The organism is Gordonia terrae (assembly GCF_001698225.1).
Lineage (GTDB): Bacteria > Actinomycetota > Actinomycetes > Mycobacteriales > Mycobacteriaceae > Gordonia > Gordonia terrae.
Genome location: NZ_CP016594.1, coordinates 2,802,433 through 2,816,725 on the forward strand (window position 1 = coordinate 2,802,433; position 14,293 = coordinate 2,816,725).

The 14,293-nt window shown below is 70.2% G+C and carries 10 protein-coding genes and 1 riboswitch; of the genes, 5 read left to right on the forward strand and 5 right to left on the reverse strand.

Going from position 1 to position 14,293, the window contains the following annotated elements; translation table 11 throughout:
• Positions 1–64 precede the first annotated feature (64 nt).
• Together BCM27_RS12705 and BCM27_RS12710 are read right to left on the reverse strand one after the other, a co-directional pair.
• Positions 65–1,687 carry an HNH endonuclease signature motif containing protein gene (locus BCM27_RS12705; RefSeq protein WP_004019043.1) on the reverse strand — a complete coding sequence of 541 codons (1,623 nt, stop codon included), beginning with the start codon at positions 1,685–1,687 and terminating at the stop codon, positions 65–67.
• A gap of 1,044 nt (positions 1,688–2,731) precedes the next feature.
• The gene (locus BCM27_RS12710; RefSeq protein ID WP_004019041.1) at positions 2,732–3,133 is read right to left on the reverse strand and encodes a PPOX class F420-dependent oxidoreductase; all 402 of its coding nucleotides are present in this window, start codon (positions 3,131–3,133) and stop codon (positions 2,732–2,734) included.
• A 48-nt stretch (positions 3,134–3,181) separates the two neighbouring features.
• Between BCM27_RS12710 and BCM27_RS12715 the strand changes: the two genes are divergently transcribed.
• From BCM27_RS12715 to BCM27_RS12730, 4 genes are read left to right on the forward strand one after another with little or no spacing between them, the layout of a single operon-like run.
• Positions 3,182–3,979, forward strand: a complete 798-nt coding sequence (locus tag BCM27_RS12715; protein WP_051987028.1) for a decaprenylphospho-beta-D-erythro-pentofuranosid-2-ulose 2-reductase — start codon at positions 3,182–3,184, stop codon at positions 3,977–3,979.
• Positions 3,976–5,373 (forward strand): bifunctional cobalt-precorrin-7 (C(5))-methyltransferase/cobalt-precorrin-6B (C(15))-methyltransferase, encoded by a 1,398-nt coding sequence (locus BCM27_RS12720; protein WP_043457908.1) that lies wholly within the window; start codon positions 3,976–3,978, stop codon positions 5,371–5,373. The genes BCM27_RS12715 and BCM27_RS12720 overlap by 4 nt, the downstream gene beginning before the upstream one ends.
• A complete protein-coding gene (gene cobM, locus BCM27_RS12725; protein ID WP_004019037.1) occupies positions 5,370–6,146 on the forward strand; it encodes a precorrin-4 C(11)-methyltransferase in 777 nt (258 codons plus the stop codon). Before BCM27_RS12720 ends, cobM begins: the two co-directional genes overlap by 4 nt.
• On the forward strand, positions 6,143–6,922 hold the full coding sequence (locus BCM27_RS12730) for a cobalt-precorrin-6A reductase (RefSeq protein ID WP_004019036.1): 780 nt from the start codon (positions 6,143–6,145) through the stop codon (positions 6,920–6,922). Before cobM ends, BCM27_RS12730 begins: the two co-directional genes overlap by 4 nt.
• Here BCM27_RS12730 and cobJ read toward each other — a convergent pair.
• Genes cobJ through cobG form a run of 3 tightly spaced genes read right to left on the reverse strand, consistent with a single transcriptional unit; the run spans position 6,875 to position 10,282 of the window.
• Positions 6,875–8,482 carry a precorrin-3B C(17)-methyltransferase gene (gene cobJ, locus BCM27_RS12735; RefSeq protein WP_004019035.1) on the reverse strand — a complete coding sequence of 536 codons (1,608 nt, stop codon included), beginning with the start codon at positions 8,480–8,482 and terminating at the stop codon, positions 6,875–6,877. The genes BCM27_RS12730 and cobJ overlap by 48 nt on opposite strands.
• A 2-nt stretch (positions 8,483–8,484) precedes the next feature.
• Positions 8,485–9,108, reverse strand: a complete 624-nt coding sequence (locus BCM27_RS12740) for a precorrin-8X methylmutase (protein WP_004019034.1) — start codon at positions 9,106–9,108, stop codon at positions 8,485–8,487.
• Between the two features lie 13 nt (positions 9,109–9,121).
• Positions 9,122–10,282: a precorrin-3B synthase gene (cobG, locus tag BCM27_RS12745; RefSeq protein ID WP_004019033.1), complete on the reverse strand. Its 1,161-nt coding sequence runs from the start codon at positions 10,280–10,282 to the stop codon at positions 9,122–9,124.
• Positions 10,283–10,285: 3 nt separating this feature from the next.
• Positions 10,286–10,421: riboswitch (cobalamin riboswitch) on the forward strand.
• 72 nt (positions 10,422–10,493) lie between these two features.
• Here cobG and cobN point away from each other — a divergent pair.
• Positions 10,494–14,225 carry a cobaltochelatase subunit CobN gene (gene cobN / locus BCM27_RS12750; protein WP_004019032.1) on the forward strand — a complete coding sequence of 1,244 codons (3,732 nt, stop codon included), beginning with the start codon at positions 10,494–10,496 and terminating at the stop codon, positions 14,223–14,225.
• Positions 14,226–14,293 lie beyond the last annotated feature (68 nt).

Sequence of the window (14,293 nt, forward strand, 5' to 3'; positions counted from 1 at the left end):
TCGATCGAGGTCCATCGGTCGAAATGAGGTTCGGCGGTGGTGGGTCTTTATTCACGGACCCGGGTCAGTGGGTGGCGAGTAGCTCCATGAGGTGTGCTTCGACGAGGGAGGGTCGGGGCGTCGGTGGGCCGGGCCGTGGTGGGCGGACGTCGATGACGTGGCTGGTGGTCAGCCATGAGCGGCGTGCGTCGTGGGGGTGTGGCGTCTCGGGGCGTGCTTGATCGCCGGGCTGCGTTGGCGGTCCGTGGATCTCGGCGCGTATGTCGCGTAGGTGTGCGGCGAACTGCCGGGGTATGTCGGGTCGGCGGTTGATGCGTTCGGGGTTGGGTGGCGCGCCGGGCTCGGCATTCAACCGCCAGAGGCAGCGGCCTTCGTCGGGTCCGGAGCGGACAATGTGGGTGGTGTACTGGCCGGGCTGGTCGCCGACCATGCGGTTGTGTCGTGGGCAGGCGGGTGCGAGGTCGTCGATGTCGGTGAGACCGCCCTTGGCCCAATCCTTCTGGGCGTGATGGAGTTCGACCTGGGTGGCGGGCTGATCGCACCCGGGAGCCGAGCACACCTCACCGTCGGGGCGCGCGAAGGAGACGAGGCGTTGTTCGCGGGTGGCCAAACGTTTCCCCCTACCGAAGTACAGCGGCACGGCGGTCGAATCTTTGAAGATCGCCAGCCACGGTTGGATCTCGCCGGCCATCGCGATCAGGTCGGGGATGGGCAGCAGGGTGCCGGTGGCGGTGGTGGCGAGCCCGGCTTCGCGGATCAGGTCGCCCAGATCGGCTTTGATGATCAGATGGGCGGGCAGGCCGCGGTGCGACTTTCCGAGAATCCCGTCTGAAAAGCCTGCGGTGAGCGCGGCGTCGAGGGCGTCGTGATTGGTCTGCGCGGGGGTGCGTTGGTCACGGTCGGCGGCGGTGGCCAGCGCGTCGGGGTCGGCGGTGCCGGCCGGTCCGGACGGCGAGTTGGGATCGTCGGGGTTGTTGAGTCCGGGTTTGCCCCAGACGGCGAACATCATCGTGAGCCGGGCGGCGAGTTCGGGGGTCAGGGTGCCGGAGATCTTGGCGGTGCCGTCGGCGCGTTGGCGGCCGATCCACAGGTTGCGGCGCCGTTTCCGGTCGGTGTCGTCGGCCAGGGTGCCGTCGGGGTCGAGATGAGCCAGCAACCGCGCACCGAGTTGGGTGATGTCGGCCGGTGTATGATCGGCGGCGATCTCGGCCATCTGACGTTCCGCAGCAACCTTCACGTCGTGCTCGACAGCGTTCGGAATGCGGTCGAGGACGTCGAGTGTCGCCTGCACGTGTGCAGTGCCGACGGTGCCTTGCGCGAAAGCCTTGGCGAGGGACGGGTGTTCGGGCAGTAGGAGTTCGCCGCCGAGGCTGGTCCGGGTGGCGGTGGCGTCCATGTGCTTACGTCGACGCATCGGATTCGACACTCGCAGCCGGTGCGTCATGAACTGCATGAGTGTTCGGCAGCCCGTCTTGCGGGGGAGGTCGCGGGCCTCGGCCTGATCGATCTGCCGGTCACCGGCGACGGTCAGGCGTGCGATGGCACGTTCGGTCTCGGCTGCCACGTCAGCCAACTCGGCATCCGAGCAGGGCGACAGGTCCACGGTCTGCAGTTCGTCGAGGATCGCATGCAACTCCGCGACCAATCCGACAGCTCTCGGTTGCGGCGTCGCTGACTCGTCAGACATGGTCACCTCCTCCGAGAGCCGTTGCTGCGAATGTATATTCGAGTCTACACCAATATGGACGCGCGTCAACCTTAAAAGCCCTGTCATCCAACGCTATTCGGCGAGAGGGAGTTGTCGGTGCCTTGTGGTACAGGGAACCCCGATGCGGGCGATGCTGAGTGTTGACCCCGGGTCTTGCGCACAGGGTGAGACCTATACCGCGTGAAAGCATGGCAGCGTAGCGGTTTTCGTAGGTCGTCGGCAGTTGTTGTAGCGCACGAGCCAGCCGAACACTTCACCCCGGTCGGTCAGCTCGTCGGTCCAGGTCCGCTCATCTTGAATTATTTCGCGTTTCAGTATCACACGCTTGTGGTTCACCCGATCTTCGGCAGCCACGTCGTCGTTGAGTTCGGCCGTGATCGGGGAGCGCCGTAGGTGGTGCACCGATACGAGTGGTGCGGATACGTTGCGCCAGAGCATGATCAGCTTGCGTCCGCGCTGCCCGCGCGGGGGCTGCCTGCCGCCAACCGTGAAACGACGAACACGCGATCGCGAAGATTCGCATAGCCACTTGACCGGGTAGGTGTCGAGGTGGTCGGCGACGAACGCCGAAGCGGCTCACCCGTTCGTCTCCACGACGAGATACTGGGCCGCCCGCGGTCTTGCGCGTCAATGCCATAGCGGTCGAGCCAGTGACGCAGAGTGCCGTGCTCGACACCGGAGATCATCGGCGATACCACGCACCGTGGCCTCGGGGGTCGACTCGTACAACTCCACCGCGTCCTGACGAACCGCTCTCAGTCGTGTTTCCAAGCCATACCTCGATCGTCTCGCTTCCTCCAGCTCGTTGTCGGATTCAGCGTGTCCGAAATCTGGGTCAGGTCCCCCTCGGTCCTCGAGGCGTTTGTCCTCGATGTCGCAGATCGCCAGTCACACCAGCATGGGGAGTGCGCCACCGTTCGGGAAATGGCGGGCGGTCTTGATGACTATGCGAAGAACCGGACCGAGCCCGCTGACGACACCGGCGACCCACGTCAAACAGAATCCGACCTCACATGCGCGGCGCTAGCTGAACAGCGATGCGGAGCCGAGCACCCGGCTCACGCTGATCTCAATCACCACGCGGCGCGGATTCGGCCGGGGTTCCCGGTATCGCTGCGCGTAACGCTGCTCGGCCTCGCGCACGTGGTCGGGTTCGCGGCGGACCGTCGCGGGCCCCTCCAGGGTCAACCACCGCGGGCCGTCGACATTGGTGACGGCCGCGTAGGCGCCGCGCTCGGCGTTGCGGACCTTCTGATTGCCGTCAGAGGTGATGACCCGTGCCAGTCCGGCCTCGGGATCCCACGTGAATCCGACGGCGACGGCGTGTGGCGTGCCGTCGGCGCGCAGGGTGGTGAGGGTCCCGAGGTGGCGTTCGGTGAGGAACGCGAGCGCATCGGATCCGAGGTCGGCGGCGGTGCGGGGCATGACCCCACGATAGAGGTCGGTCTCGGGGCCGGTGCGATACTGGTGGCCATGTCATCACGCAGCAACGGGGCATCGGCGCGTCCGGACACCGACCCGGCCGGCACCCTCGTGCTGTTCGGCGGTCGCAGTGAGATCGGCGTGGCCACCGCTGCGCGTCTCGTTCACGGGCGGACGGTCGTGCTGGCGGCTCGTCGCCCCGACGACCTGGCCGACGAGACGGCTCGCCTCCTCGACGCCGGGGCGGTGGCGGTGCACGCCGTCGCATTCGACGCGAACGACACCGACTCCCACCCCGCACTCGTCGAGTCACTGGCGCAGCGGTACGGGCCGATCGGGATCGCGATCGTCGCGTTCGGCATCCTGGGGGACCAGACTCGCGCCGAAACCGATGTGGCACATGCGCTTCAGATCGCGCACACCGACTACTACGCCCACATCAGCGTGCTCACACCGCTCGCGTCCGTCCTGCGCGCGCAGCGCTCCGGCACGATCATCGTCTTCTCGTCGGTCGCGGGTATCCGGGTGCGCCGTGCCAACTACGTCTACGGCTCGACGAAGGCCGGACTCGACGGGTTCGCGAGCGGTCTCGCAGATGCGTTGCGCGGCACCGGCGCCCGCCTGCTGCTGGCCCGCCCCGGGTTCGTGGTCGGCGCGATGACCCGCGACCTGATGGAGTCCGGGGTGAAACCCGCACCGCTGTCGCGCAATCCCGAGCAGGTGGCCGACGCGGTGGCGCGCGCCTTCCACAAGGGACGCGGCGAGGTCTGGATCCCGGGTGCGCTCCGCCCCGTGTTCTTCGGGATGCGCCTGCTGCCACGCGCCGTGTGGCGGAGACTTCCCCGATGACGGCCCCGGATACAACCCACGGGTCGCCACCCGCATCCGAGTTCGTCGTGATCGGAATCGGTGCCGATGGTTGGCCCGGACTCGGCGAGACGGTGCGTGACGAGTTGCGTCGTGCGCAGGTGATCTACGGTGCCGCACGACAATTGGCGCTCCTCGACGGCGCTGCATCCGAACTCGGCGCGCAACTGCGCCCGTGGCGGTCACCGATGTCGGAACACCTGGCCGAGGTCGTGGCGGGCGCCGGGAGCGCAGCGAGCGGGCCCATCGAGGCGGGCGCCGGGAGCGCAGCGAGCGGGCCCATCGAGGCGGGCACCGGGAGCGCATCGAGCGGGCCCATCAAGGACGGCACCGCGCACGCGGGCATCGTCCACATCCTGGCCAGCGGCGACCCGATGTTCCACGGGGTCGGCGCCAGCATCATCGGCCGCGTCGGCGCGGACCGGGTGCGGGTGTATCCGGCGGTGTCCAGCGCAAGTCTGGCCTGTGCGCGCCTCGGCTGGGATCTCGCGACCGCCCGGATCGTCAGCGCGGTGCGGGCCGAGCCGAGCGTCGTGCTCGGCGAGGTCACCGACGGGGCTCGCGTGCTGGTACTGAGCCGCGACGAGACCACCCCCGCGGCCGTTGCGACGCTGCTCGTCGATGCCGGTTTCGGGTCTTCGACGATGACCGTTCTCGAACAACTCGGTGGCCCTGCCGAACAGATCGCCACCGACACCGCGGAGTCGTGGCGCCGTCGGGCCGGGGACGCCCTGAACATCATCGCCGTTGACTGTGTCGGCCCGCGCCGGACCCGATTGCCCGGCCGGCCGGACGATGCCTATGAGCACGACGGCCAGATCACCAAGTCGACGATTCGCGCCCTGACCGTGTGCGCGCTCGGCCCGGCCGGGGCACAGACCCTGTGGGACATCGGGTCCGGTTCCGGCAGCGTGGCGATCGAATGGTTGCGTGCCGACGACCGTGGGACGGTCGTCGCCTTCGAACGCGACTCCGAGCGTGCTGATCGGCTGCGCCGCAACGCCGCCCGCCACGGGGTGGCGCACCGGCTCACGGTGCGGGGGCCGGCTCCGGACGAACTCGTCGACGCACCGCGCCCCGACGCGGTCTTCATCGGCGGCGGACTCGACGAGGAGATCCTGTCGCTCGCCTGGGCGGCGCTCGCCGACCGCGGCCGGCTCGTCGTCAACGCGGTGACGGTCGAGAACCAGGCCCTCGTGACCCGGCGGCACGGCGAACTCGGGGGCACGTTGCGCCGACTGTCGGTCGAGACCGTGGCGCCCCTCGGCACGATGAGCACCTGGCGTCCGGCACTGCCGATCGTGCAGTGGGCGGTCGACAAACCGGCGCCGTCGACGCCCGACCCCGGGCCCGAACCCGCGGAGGCAGTCCGATGACCGTCTACTTCATCGGGGCCGGTCCCGGCGCGGCCGACCTCATCACCCTCCGGGGTGCGCGCCTGCTGGGGCAATGCGGCACCTGTGTCTACGCGGGATCGCTGGTGCCGCCGGAACTCCTGGCGCTGTGTCCCGACGGAGCCGAACTCGTCGACACCGCACGGATGCCGTTGCCGGAGATCATCGATGTCATCGCCGCCGCCGACGCGCGGGGTCATGACGTGGCGCGCCTGCACTCGGGTGACCTCAGCCTCTACTCGGCGCTGGCCGAGCAGCAGCGCGAACTGACCGCACGCGGTATCGATCACCGGATCGTGCCGGGTGTCCCGGCGTTCGCGGCGGCCGCGGCCGCTCTGGGCACCGAACTGACCGTCCCGGGCGTCGGCCAGAGCCTGTTGATCTCGCGGGTGTCGACACTGTCGACCGACATGCCGCCGGGGGAGGACCTCGCGAGTCTCGCCGCGACCGGGGTGACGCTCGCACTTCATCTCGCGGCACATCGCGCCGAGGAGATCGTGGCGGCGCTCGCCCCGCACTACGGCAGTGAATGCCCGACCGCGACAGTGGCGTTCGCGAGTCGCGCGAACGAGCAGATCGTACGGTGCCCGCTGCGCCGGTTGCCCGAGACACTGGACGCCGCCGACATCCGCAGGACCGCGGTCATCTTCGTCGGTCGTGTGCTGGACCCGGCGAGGTCCGAGGCCACCGACAGCTACCTGTACTCGCACGCGCGCATGACCAAGCTCCGCACCGACCGTGAGTCGCCGCGGTGACCGATCCCGGCACAACCGATTCGAGCCCGCCGGATGACGCTCGGCGCATCCTGATCCTCGGCGGGACGGGGGAGGCCCGGGCGTTGGCCTCGACCCTGAGCGAGTCCGGCATCGGATTCATCAGTTCCCTTGCGGGCCGGGTGAACGACCCCCGTCTGCCCGTCGGCCCGGTGCGCATCGGCGGATTCGGCGGATCCGATGGTCTCCGGGGCTGGTTGCAGAGCAACCGGATTCAGGCCGTGGTCGATGCCACCCACCCGTTCGCCGCGACCATCACCCGCAACGCGGCGCGAGCCACGGCCGACGCGGGGCTACCGCTGCTGCGTCTGCGCCGCGATCCGTGGGTGCCCGGCGACTCCGACACCTGGATCCGTGTGCCCGACCTGCCCTCTGCCGCACGAGAAGTGGCCGCCCGGGGCGGGCGGGTCTTCCTGACCACCGGACGTCAGGACGTCGGGGTCTTCGCGGGGATCGAGTCGGCGTGGTTCCTGATCCGGGTCGTCGACGCCCCGACCGGAGCGCTCCCGCCTCACCACGAGGTGGTGCGCTCGCGCGGGCCCTACGACCACGCGTCGGAGTCGAGGCTGTTGCGCGACAACGACATCGACATGCTGGTCACGAAGAACAGCGGCGGGCCGCTGACGTCGGCGAAGCTGGCGGCCGCCGCCGAACTCGGGATCGAGGTCATCATGGTCGACCGGCCCGCCGAGCCCGACTCGGCGGTCGTCTCAGAGGTCGGGGCCGCCCGGGACTGGCTCGAGGCGCTGCTCGGCTGACTCGTCGGCAGTCTGATCGGTGGTGTCCACCGGACGGTGGCTGCGTGGCGTGAACACGAGCGGGCCCGCTGCGCGCTGCACGACCCGGGTCGCCGACGACCCGATGATGATCATCGTGCGCATGTCCACGACGGCAGGGTCGAAGTCCGCGACCGTGGTGATGGTGAGCTGCTGCTCCGGACCGCCGACATCTCGCCCGAGCACCACGACGCGGTCGGGCGACACCGTCTGGGTGAGCGTGTGCTGCAGGGCGCCGACCTGCCAGGTGCGGCTCGCCGACCCCGGGTTGTAGATGGCGATGACCAGATCGGCGCCGAGCGCGGCACGGACGCGTCGTTCGATGACCGACCACGGCTTGAGCCTGTCGGAGAGCGAGATGACCGCGAAGTCGTGTCCGAGGGGCGCGCCGACCGCTGCGGCGACCGCGGTGGCCGCGGTGACGCCGGGCACCACGCGGACGGGCACCTCGTGCCACCGCGGTTGCGCGGCAACCTCGGCGACTGCGGCGGCCATCGCGAACACGCCGGGATCACCGGAGGAGACGACGGCGACACGCGCGCCGCGTCGGGCGAGGTCGAGGGCGAATTCGGCGCGTTCGGCCTCCACCCGGTTGTCGCTGGCATGCACGCGCTGGCCCGGGCGGGGGGTGACGCGCTTGAGGTAGGTGGTGTATCCGACGAGGTCGGTGGCCGTGGCCAGCTCGGTGCGCACCTCCGGGGTGGTCCAGCTGTCGTGGCCCGGGCCGAGCCCGACGACGACGAGCTCACCGGGCACGGGTTCCGGCTCGAACCTCGGATTGTTGCGGCGTCCCGGGACGACGAGGATCGAGAAGTAGGGCACCTCCGCGGGATTCACGTCGGCGGCCGGGAGCACCCGTTCGACCGTCGTGGAGGCGCGCTCGACGTAGTACGCCTCGTCGAGACGCCCGGCCTCGCGGAGCGCATCACGCACCCGCTCGAAGGTCCGGCCGAGTTTCATCACGACGATCGCGTCCCCGGAACGGAAACGGAAGAGCAGCTCCGACGTCGACGCCGTACCCGGAACCACCGTGAGGGTCTCTTCGCCCTCGACGAGCGGGACTCCGGTGGCCGCCGACGCCGCGCTCACCGAGGTCACGCCGGGCACGATCTCGGCGTCGAAGTGCGGCGACAGCCGCTTGTGCATGTGCATGTACGAGCTGTAGAAGAGCGGATCGCCCTCGGCGAGGAGGACGACGTCACGCCCGGCCCGCAGGTGCACCGCGAGACGTTCGGCGCTCTCGGTGTAGAAGTCGTCGAGTGCGCCCTGGTAGCCGCCGGGGTGGTCAGTCGTCTCGGTGGTGACCGGGTACATCAGACGTTCCTCGGTCTGGCCCTCGCGCAGGTACGGCTCGGCGACCGACCTCGCGATGCTGTTGCCGTGGCGCGCAGAGTGATACGCGATCACATCCGCGGTGGTGATGAGGCGGGCGGCCTTGACCGTCATCAGTTCGCTGTCGCCCGGGCCGAGCCCGATGCCGTAGAGCGTGCCCTGACCCGACGTCTGTCCGGCGGCCGAGCTGTCCGAGTGCATGGGGGCCATCGTCATTCCTTCGGGGTCGCGAGCGCGTTGACCGCGGCCGCGGTGATCGCCGACCCGCCGCGCCGGCCCGTGACCGTGATGAACTCGAGGTCGTCGCGCTCGGCCAGGGCCGCGCAGGATTCGACCGCGCCGACGAAACCGACGGGTGCGCCGACGATCGCGGCGGGACGGGGCGCACCGTCGTCGATCATGTCGAGCAGCGTGAACAGTGCGGTCGGCGCGTTGCCGATCGCGACCACCGCACCTTCCAGGCGGGGCAACCAGAACTCCAGTGCGGCAGCGGTTCTCGTGGTCCCCAGCTGCTCGGCAAGAGTCGGGAGAGTGGGTTCGGACAGGTGGCAGAGCACCTCGTTGTCCGCGGGGAGGCGTTTGCGGGTGATGCCGGAGGCCACCATGTTGGCGTCGCAGAGGATCGGGGCGCCGGCCTCCAGCGCGCCGCGCGCGGCCGCCACGACACCGGGCGTCGCGATCACGTCGCGCGTCAGGTCGGTCTGGCCGCATGCATGGATCATCCGGACGACCACGGTCGCGACGTCGGGCGCGAACGCAGAGAGGTCGGACTCGGCGCGGATCGTGGCGAAGGACTGACGGTAGATCGCGGCGCCGTCTCGTAGGTACTCGGTCATGGTGCTGACGAGCCTAACGGCGCCGCCGTTCGTATCCGCCGTCGGGCGTGGCCTCCACCGAGAGGTGGGATTCGGCCGGCGATCCGCAGCCACGGGCGCAACCGACCCAGTGCTCGCGTTCGTCGACGGGGTCGCCGGCCTGCACACGGGCCATCAGGTCGTCCCGGACCGGGGCGTGGGCGGACGCGCACCCGGGCGCTCCGACGCAGCAGCTGACGGACGCCCAGGGCGACGCGGCGTCGAAGATCAGGCCCATCGGTGCGAGCACGCGGACGACCGTCTCGGCCACGCCCTCCCCTAGATCGCAGAGCAGGATCTCGCGGTCGGGCGTGAACACGATCGGCGCCTGGACCGCCGCGATGAACTCCGCCAGCCGGGCCGGCAACCGACCGAGTTCGACGACCGCGCCGAGCAGGACCGCGCCGTCGTCCTGGTCGAACCAGCCGACGATCGGCTCGCCGGGGGCGCTCGGCGTGGTGTCCGGGTCGTTGTCGATCACCGGGTCGAGACCCGACGCGACGAGGTCGGTGAGTCGACGCCGGGCGTCGGTGTCGAGGTCGCGGACCCGCCACGCGCCGGGAACGACCTGACCCAGGCCCGCTGCCACCGCGATCAGCGCGCGAACGATCGCCTCCGAACCACTCGCCGACCCGACGGCGACCCCGCCGATGCTGATGTTCGCCGCTAGTGGCGTGCGGGCCCGGATCACCGCGCACGCATCCGGGCGTCGGGCGGCGATGTCACCGCGGCCGTCGTCGATCCCGAACAGGAACCGGCCGGACAAGGAGGCCGCGGCCGGGTCGGCGCGTAGGGCGTCGTCGAGGGCGGCGGCGAGCGGACGCGCGTCGGCGATGCCGCCGATACGACCGGTCAGTGGGCTGAGCTCGATGTTGCGCACCTTGTCATGGGTGCTGCTCGGCGCGAGCCCGGCCGCGACGACCGCCTCGGCGACGGCCTCGACGTCGGTGATCCCGCGCAGCTGGAGGTTGCCGCGCACCGTCAGCTCCAGGTGTCCGTCGGCATGGTCGGCGGCCGCCCGGGCGAGCTCCTCCAGCTGATCCGGACGGATCCGCCCGCCCGGCAGCCGGACCCGGGCCAGTGCGCCGTCGGCCGCCGGATGCGTGTCGAAGACCCCAGGGCAACGGTCGGCGGCGGCCCGGGCTGGCTGGTTCATCCCACCAGCCTACGACCGGCGGGTGCGGTGGCCGTAGGCTGAACGCACCGCGAGCGGGCTGAAGCCGGTGCGATTCCGGCGCGGTCGCGCCACTGTGATCGGGGAGCCGGGATCGACCGGCCATCCGGGAGTCAGACCAGTCCCTCGCACTGCACCCGCCACCCACGGCACCGACACGCACCCGGGCGCGACAACCCGGCGAGGAGACACGATGATCCTGCTGCTCTCGACCTCGGACACCGATCTGCTCACGGCCTCGGCGGCCCATGAGGAGAACGCACCGTCGGGCAGTGCTCCGACGGAGGCGTCGGTGTCCTACCGCGGCGCAAACCCCTCTCGCATCCTGGTCGAGGACATCCCGCGACTCGCCGCCGACGCCGATCTCATCGTCGTACGCATCCTGGGCGGAGTGCGCGCGTGGGAGGACGGGCTCGCGGCGGTCGAGGCGACCGGCAAGCCCCTGGTCGTGTGCTCCGGCGAGCAGCAGCCCGACCCCGACCTGATGGCGCACTCCACCGTGCCGTCCGGTGTCGCCGCGCAGGCCCACGACTACCTCGCGGCCGGCGGCGTCGCGAACCTCGTGAACCTGCACCACTTCTTGTCCGACACCGTCCTGCTGACCGGCAACGGTTTCGAACTCCCGCAGCAGACGCCCGCGTGGGGCGTGCTGGAACGGACGCCTACTCCGCTCCCTGAGGTCCGAGGAGCGCACGCCGAGCCTTCTCCGCTCCCTGAGGTGCGAGGAGCGCAAGCGACGAGCCACGAAGGGCCCGACGCCCCCACGATCGCCGTGCTCTACTACCGCGCCCAGCACCTGGCGGGCAACACCCGCTACATCGCCGCGCTCTGCGACGCCATCGAGGCGAAGGGCGCGCGAGCGCTGCCGATCTTCTGCGCGTCGCTGCGGACCGCCCCCGACGACCTCCTCGAGATGCTCGGTACCGCCGACGCCCTGGTGGTCACCGTGCTCGCCGCGGGCGGCGCCACCCCGGCCACCGCGTCGGCCGGTGGCGACGACGAGGCGTGGAACATCGAACGGCTGGCCGCCCTGGACATCCCGATCCTGCAGGGTCTCTGCCTCACCGGGTCCCGCGCGGACTGGGAGGACAGCGACGACGGCCTGTCGCCGCTCGACGTCGCCACCCAGGTGGCGGTGCCCGAGTTCGACGGTCGGATCATCACCGTGCCGTTCTCCTTCAAGGAGTTCGACGACGACGGATTGCCCTGGTACCAGCCGGATCTCGAGCGCTGTGCCCGGGTGGCAGGCATCGCCACCGCGCACGCCCGGTTGCGTCGGACACCGGCCGCGGACAAGCGGATCGCGGTCATGCTGTCGGCCTACCCGACCAAGCACGCCCGGATCGGCAACGCCGTCGGACTCGACACCCCGCGCAGCCTCCTGCGCCTGCTCGATGCGATGCGCGCGGCCGGGTACGACATCGGACCGGAGTCCGGCCCGGACGCGATCCCCGGTCTCGCCGAGGACGATTCGGATGCGCTGATCCACCAGATCATCGCCACCGGCGGCCAGGATGCCGACTGGCTCACCGAGGAGACCCTCGCCGCCAACCCGATCCGCCTGTCGGCGCGCGATTACCGAGCGTGGTTCGACACCCTGCCCGAGGGACTGCGCTCGGCGGTCACCGAGCACTGGGGTCCGGCTCCGGGTGACCTGTTCGTCGACCGCACGCACAATCCCGACGGCGACATCGTCATCGCGGCACTGACCTTCGGCAACGTCGCGATCATGGTGCAGCCGCCGCGCGGCTTCGGCGAGAACCCGGTCGCGATCTACCACGACCCCGACCTCCCGCCGTCGCATCACTACCTCGCGTCGTACCGGTGGATTGCTGCGCACGACACCGGCTTCGGCGCCGACGCGATCGTGCACGTCGGCAAGCACGGCAACCTGGAATGGCTGCCCGGCAAGAATCTCGGCATGTCGGCGGACTGCGGCACCGACGCCGCCCTCGGCGACCTCCCGCTCGTCTACCCGTTCCTGGTGAACGACCCGGGGGAGGGGACGCAGGCCAAGCGACGTGCGCACGCGGTCCTCGTCGACCATCTGATCCCGCCGATGGCACGCGCCGAGTCCTACGGCGACATCGCCCGGCTGGAACAGCTTCTCGACGAGCACGCCAACATCTCCGCCCTCGACCCGGCGAAGCTGCCCGCGATCCGCCAGCAGATCTGGACACTGCTGACCGCGGCGAAGATGGATTCCGACCTCGGTCTGACCGAACGGCCCGACGAAGAGGTCTTCGACGACATGCTGCTGCACGTCGACGGCTGGCTCTGCGAGATCAAGGACGTCCAGATCCGCGACGGCCTGCACGTCCTCGGCGAGCCCCCGCGCGACGACGCCGAGGTCGACCTCGTCCTCGCCATGCTGCGCGCCCGCCAACTCTGGGGCGGCACATCGGCTCTGCCCGGCCTCCGCGAGGCTCTCGGACTCGTCGAAGACGGCTCGGCCGAGCGCGGTTCCGTCGACGCCGTAGAGGCGCAGGCCCGCGAACTCGTCGCCGCCTGCGCGAAGGACGACTGGTCGACCGAAGCAGTTGCCGGGGCCACCGCGGGACTGCCCAGCGCGGTCGGGGATGTGCTCACCTTCGCGGCGACCGAGGTCGTCCCGCGCCTGCGTCAGACGACCGGCGAGGTCCCGCGAGTGCTGCACGCACTGGACGGCGGGTTCATCCCGGCCGGGCCGAGCGGGTCACCGCTGCGCGGCCTGATCAACGTGCTGCCCACCGGACGCAACTTCTACTCCGTCGACCCGAAGGCGGTGCCCTCGCGGCTGGCGTGGGAAACCGGTCGGGCGATGGCCGACTCGCTGCTCGAGCGCTACCTGGCCGATCACGGCGCATACCCCCCGTCGGTGGGACTGTCGGTGTGGGGGACCAGCGCCATGCGCACGTCGGGTGACGATGTCGCCGAGGTGCTCGCGTTGCTCGGTGTCATGCCCGTGTGGGACGAGATGTCCCGGCGCGTCTCCTCGCTCGAGCTCATCGGGCTCGAGGAACTCGGCCGTCCCCGCATCGACGTCACCGTGCGCATCTCCGGCTTCTTCCGGGACGCGTTCCCGCACGTGGTCACGATGCTCGACGATGCGGTCGCGCTCGCCGCGGGTGCCGACGACGAAACCGACGAGCAGAACTTCGTCGCCGCCCACGTGCGTGCGGCGATGGCCGAACACGGCGACCGGCGTCGTGCCGCGATGCGCGTCTTCGGGTCCAAGCCCGGCACCTACGGCGCCGGCATCCTGCAACTCATCGACTCGCGGGACTGGCGCAGCGACGAGGACCTCGCGCGGGTCTACACCGAATGGGGCGGCTACGCCTACGGACGCGACCTCGACGGTGTGCCCGCGGTCGCCGACATGCGCTCCGCGTACAAGCGGATCGCCGTGGCGGCGAAGAACACCGACACCCGCGAGCACGACATCGCCGACTCCGACGACTACTTCCAGTACCACGGCGGCATGGTCGCGACCGTCCGCGCGTTGACCGGCTCCTCGCCCGAGGCCTACATCGGCGACAGCACCCGGCCCGACTCCGTCCGCACCCGGACGCTGTCGGAGGAGACCAGCCGGGTGTTCCGCGCCCGCGTGGTCAACCCGCGGTGGATCTCGGCGATGCAGCGCCACGGCTACAAGGGCGCCTTCGAGATGGCCGCCACGGTCGACTACCTCTTCGGCTACGACGCCACCACCGACGTCGTCGCCGACTGGATGTACGAGAAGCTCACCGAGTCCTACGTCCTCGACGAGACCAATCAGCAGTTCATGCAGCAGTCCAATCCCTGGGCGCTGCACGGCATCGCGGAACGGCTGCTCGAGGCCGTCGAACGCGACATGTGGCGCGAGCCGCCGGCCGAGCTGCTCGACGCCCTGCGCAACGTCTTCCTGCAGACCGAGGGCGACATCGAGGGCCGCGGCGAGGACTGAACCTCTCGAAACCCCCTCGGGAGAAAAATCGGGCACTCGTTCGTTACCGATGCAGACCCTGACGTCAA